This is a genomic window from Microbacterium sp. 13-71-7, from assembly GCF_002257455.1.
GTDB lineage: Bacteria > Actinomycetota > Actinomycetes > Actinomycetales > Microbacteriaceae > Microbacterium.
This window is the reverse complement of record NZ_NCKN01000295.1, coordinates 1-4,292: the sequence shown is the minus strand read 5'-3', so window position 1 is coordinate 4,292 and position 4,292 is coordinate 1. Positions and strand designations below refer to the sequence as shown.

The window sequence follows — 4,292 nt, the reverse complement described above, 5'->3', positions numbered from 1 at the left end:
CCTGCTCTCCTCGTGCGTGAGGTCGGAGCGGTCCTCGTCCTGGGTTCCGATGACGCTCATGCCTGCACCTCCTCGTTCTCGGCGTGGGTATCGTCCGCCGCGCCGTCGGGCGACGGTGTTCCTTGGGCCGCGTCGGCGACCACAGGGATCGCGCCCGTGCGCGCGGCCTCCTCGGCCTCGAGGCTCGAGATCACGTGCCGGTAGTGCGCGCTCGTGCGCAGCAGCTCCGAGTGCGCACCCACGGCCGTCACCTTCCCGTTCTGCAGCAGCGCCACACGGTCGGCGAGCGCCACGGTCGACGGGCGGTGCGCGACGATGAGCGCCGTGGTCTCGGCGAGCACGTGGCGCAGCGCCTCCTCCACGAGCGCCTCGGTGTCGACGTCGAGCGCCGACAGCGGGTCGTCCAGCACGAGCACCTTGGGCTTGGCCGCCACGGCGCGCGCGAGCGCGAGCCGCTGACGCTGTCCACCGGACAGGCTCAGCCCCTCCTCGCCGATCATCGTCTCGACGCCCTCGGGGAGCGTGTCGACGAACCCGGCCTGGGCGACGTCGAGCGCCTCGCGGAGCACCTGCTCCGCCTCGGCGCTGTGGACGTCCAGATCCGCACGGCCCAGCAGCACGTTCTCGCGCACGGTGGCCGAGAACAGCGTCGCGTCCTCGAACGCCATCGCGATGTGCGTGCGCAGCTCGGCCAGGGTCAGGTCGCGCACGTCGACGCCGTCAAGCGTCACCCGCCCGCCGGTCACGTCGTAAAGGCGCGTCGGGAGGGTCGTGAGCGTGGTCTTGCCTGACCCGGTGATGCCGACCAGCGCCATGGTCTCGCCGGGGCGCAGCACGAGGTCGATGCCGTCGAGCAGGTCGCGCTCGTGCGGGCGGGCGTCCTGGTAGCGGAAGCGGGCGCCCTCGAATGCGAGCTCGCCGCGGGGGGCCGCGATGCTGACCGGGCGCTCCGGATCCGTGATCGTGTTCTGCTCGTCGTAGATCTCGAACACGCGGTCGGTGGCCGTGCGCGCGTCGAGCATGAACGAGAACAGGAAGCCGATCGACTCGATCGGCCAGCGCAGCACGGTCGCCATCGCGAAGTAGGCGAACAGCTCGGGCGCGCTGAGCGCACCCTGCGCGATCAGCCAGATTCCGGCGACGAGGTTGAGCGCGAACGCGATCTCGGGCATGAGCACGAGCCAGAACCAGATCCAGCCGACGGAGCGGGCCTTGCTCAGCTCGGTCTCGCGCAGGGACTCGGCCTGGCGCGCGAACTTCACGAGCGCGTGCTTGCCGCGTCCGAACGCCTTGAGCACGCGGATGCCGTGCACGCTCTCCTCGACGCTCGTGGCGAGATCGCCGGCCTGGTCCTGGCTGCGGCGGGTGAGCACGCCGTAGCGCTTCTCGAACAGGAAGCCCGAGATCCACAGCGGCACCGCGGTGATGAGGAAGATCGTGCCGAGCAGCCAGTGCCAGCGGAACAGCAGCGCCGCGCCGATCACGATGGTGAGCAGGTTGACGACCAGCAGCACGAGACCGAACGCGAGCCACCGGCGGATGAGGCCGATGTCCTGCATCATGCGGCTGAGCAGCTGGCCCGACTGCCAGCGGTCGTGGAACGCGACAGGCAGGCGCTGCAGGCTCGAGTACAGCTGCGTGCGCATCCGGTACTCCACCTGCGTGGCCGGGTTGAGCACGAACTGCCGGCGCAGCCACACCATGAGCGCCTCGCCGAGGGCGAGCACGGTCACGGCGACGGCGCCCCAGATGATGGCGCCGATCTCGCCGGTGGCGATGGGGCCTTCCAGCACGACCTGCAGCAGCAGCGGCACGCACAGCGCGATCACGGCCGCGGCGAGCGCGGAGAGCCCGCCGCCGATCAGGCGCCAGGCGACCGGCTTCACGAAGGGAGCCAGCCGCGCGAGCGCCCGCGGCGTGGAGAGGGGGACGGTGGACGATGACGAGGATTCTTTAGGCATGATTCTCAGCAGTGACGTATCGCATCAGGGGATGGCAGGGGACGAAAAAGAGCGGATGCGATGCATCCGTGCGATGAGCGGCCGGTGGCGGCCGAGGAGGACCGGAGCGGTCAGTCCTCGGCCGGGACGAGGGGCGAACCGGCGACAGCGCTGATCGACGACGCAGTGTTGATCGTGGGCATGGTGTCCTCCTCGGTTCGACGGCCGCCGGGTCGGTTGACGCGACAGCCGTCCAGCCTATGTTTATGAACCGCCTGAACGCAAGCGTTTTCCCGAAACCGATCTCACGTTCCTCGTGACACCGGCCTGGGCTCCCACGCCTGGGCGATTCCCCGGTGCTGGACACAGCGCGCACCGTCCCCGCGTCATTCCCGATCCGCCGGATTCGGCTCTCCCCCGGCTCTGGCCCTCCGCCCGATCCGGCTCTCCGCCGGCACGTCGACGCCCCCTCTGCGCACCGGCGCCCCCTCTGGCGACCGCGCGTAGGAGGGGGCGTGGATCGCGCGAGGGGGCGTCGACGAGATGACGGGCGGGCGGATCCCCTCGCGATCGTCGAATCGGATCAACCGGGGCATCGGGTTTCGGTGGAGCGGACAGTCGGCCGCGGGACCGGCCTCAGCAGGATGGGAGGACGATCCGATTCCTAAGGAGCCGCTATGCCGGAACCCGTCGAGACGATGGTCGCGGAGATCCTGCGCCTCGTCCGCTGCGAGTCGCCGTCCGACGACCTCGCCGCCGTCGCCCGCAGCGCCGACGCCGTGGCCGAGCTCGGCGCGACCCGCCTGGGCGCGGCGCCGGAGCGGATCGTGATCGACGGCCGCACCCACCTGCGCTGGCGCTTCCCCGGCGAGCCGCGGATCCTCGTGCTCGGCCACCACGACACCGTCTGGCCCGTCGGCTCGCTCGAGGAGCTGCCGGCCCGCGCCGACCAGGAGGCGCTGACCGGTCCAGGATGCTTCGACATGAAGGCCGGGCTCGTCATCGCGTTCCACGCCCTCGCGAGGCTGACCGACCTCGCCGGGATCACGCTGCTCGTGACGGGAGACGAGGAGCCGGGCTCGACGACCTCGAGGGCGCTCATCGAGGACGAGGCGCGCGCCTCGGTCGCCGCCCTCGTGCTCGAGGCCGCAGGCCCCGAAGGCGCGCTCAAGATCGCCCGCAAGGGCGTCTCGCGCTACGAGATCGCCGTGCACGGGCGCGCGTCGCACGCCGGACTCGACCCCGAGCAGGGCGTGAACGCGACCCTCGAGCTCGCGCATCAGGTCCAGGCCGTGGCGCTGCTCGGTGACGCCGGCGCCGGCACCACCGTCACCCCGACGCGCACCACCTCCGGCACGACGACGAACACGGTCCCTGCGCAGGGCTCGTTCTCGGTCGACGTGCGAGCGCTCTCCGCGGCGGAGCAGGACCGCGTGCACGCCGGGATGCTCGGACTCGTCCCGCGGATCGACGGCGCCCGCGTCGTGGTCGACGGCGGGATCAACCGCTCCCCGCTCGCCGCGGACTCCTCCGCCGAGCTCTTCCGGCGGGCGCAGCGGGTCGCGGACCGGCTCGCGCTGGCCCCGCTCACCGGCATCAGCGTCGGCGGGGCCTCGGACGGCAACTTCACCGCGGGCGTCGGCACCCCGACGCTCGACGGCCTCGGCGCGGTCGGCGGCGGCGCGCACGCCGCGCACGAGCACGTCCTGATCGCCGAGCTGGAGCCGCGGGCGCGGCTGCTCGCCGGCCTCATCGAGGACATCCGCTCCGCGCCGCTCGGCCGACCGGATCCGATGGCCGGCACGATGACCGCGCCCGCTCCGACGACGGCTTCCGCACGATGAGGGCGATCTCCTCCGCGGTCGTGGACCAGCAGGACGATGCGGCCGAGGGCGCAGACCGGGCGGCCGCGGCCGCCGAGGCGGCGTCGCGAGTCGGCATCCGGCTGCTCGACGACGTGCGCGAGCTCGCCGCCGTGCGCGCCCTGTACGAGGGCATCTGGGACACGGGCGCGACGAACCCTCCGGTCACCGCCGACATGCTCCGTGCCCTCGTGCAGGCGGGGAACTACGTCGCCGGCGCCTTCGACGACGCCACGGAGGGGCAGGAGCTCGTCGGCGCCTGCTTCGGCTTCTTCGGCCCGCCCGCCGCACGCACCCTGCACAGCCACATCGCCGGGACGATCCCCCGCGCGCGCGGACGCCACCTCGGCTTCGCCCTCAAGCTGCACCAGCGCGCCTGGGCCCTGCATCGCGACGTCGACACGATCACCTGGACCTACGATCCGCTCATCCGCCGCAACGCGCACTTCAACCTCGGCAAGCTCGCCGCCTCGGTCGGCACGTATCTGCC

2 protein-coding genes and 1 pseudogene are annotated in these 4,292 nt (G+C 72.1%); 2 read left to right on the top strand and 1 reads right to left on the bottom strand.

Going from position 1 to position 4,292, the window contains the following annotated elements; genetic code table 11:
• Positions 1–56: 56 nt before the first annotated feature.
• Positions 57–1,961, bottom strand: a complete 1,905-nt coding sequence (locus tag B7X32_RS18980) for an ABC transporter ATP-binding protein (RefSeq protein WP_292723278.1) — start codon at positions 1,959–1,961, stop codon at positions 57–59.
• A gap of 656 nt (positions 1,962–2,617) precedes the next feature.
• On the opposite strand from B7X32_RS18980, the gene B7X32_RS18975 reads away from it, so the two are divergent.
• Both B7X32_RS18975 and B7X32_RS18970 read left to right on the top strand, forming a co-directional pair.
• A complete protein-coding gene (locus tag B7X32_RS18975; RefSeq protein WP_292723275.1) occupies positions 2,618–3,784 on the top strand; it encodes a M20/M25/M40 family metallo-hydrolase in 1,167 nt (388 codons plus the stop codon).
• Positions 3,781–4,292, top strand: a pseudogene (locus tag B7X32_RS18970) (hypothetical protein); the annotation flags it as partial. The gene B7X32_RS18975 and the pseudogene B7X32_RS18970, both read left to right, overlap by 4 nt.

Coding starts and splice junctions, on each gene's coding strand:
- B7X32_RS18980 (WP_292723278.1), bottom strand. CDS start 1,961: ATGCCTAAAGAATCCTCGTCATCGTCCACCGTCCCCCTCTCCACGCCG.
- B7X32_RS18975 (WP_292723275.1), top strand. CDS start 2,618: ATGCCGGAACCCGTCGAGACGATGGTCGCGGAGATCCTGCGCCTCGTC.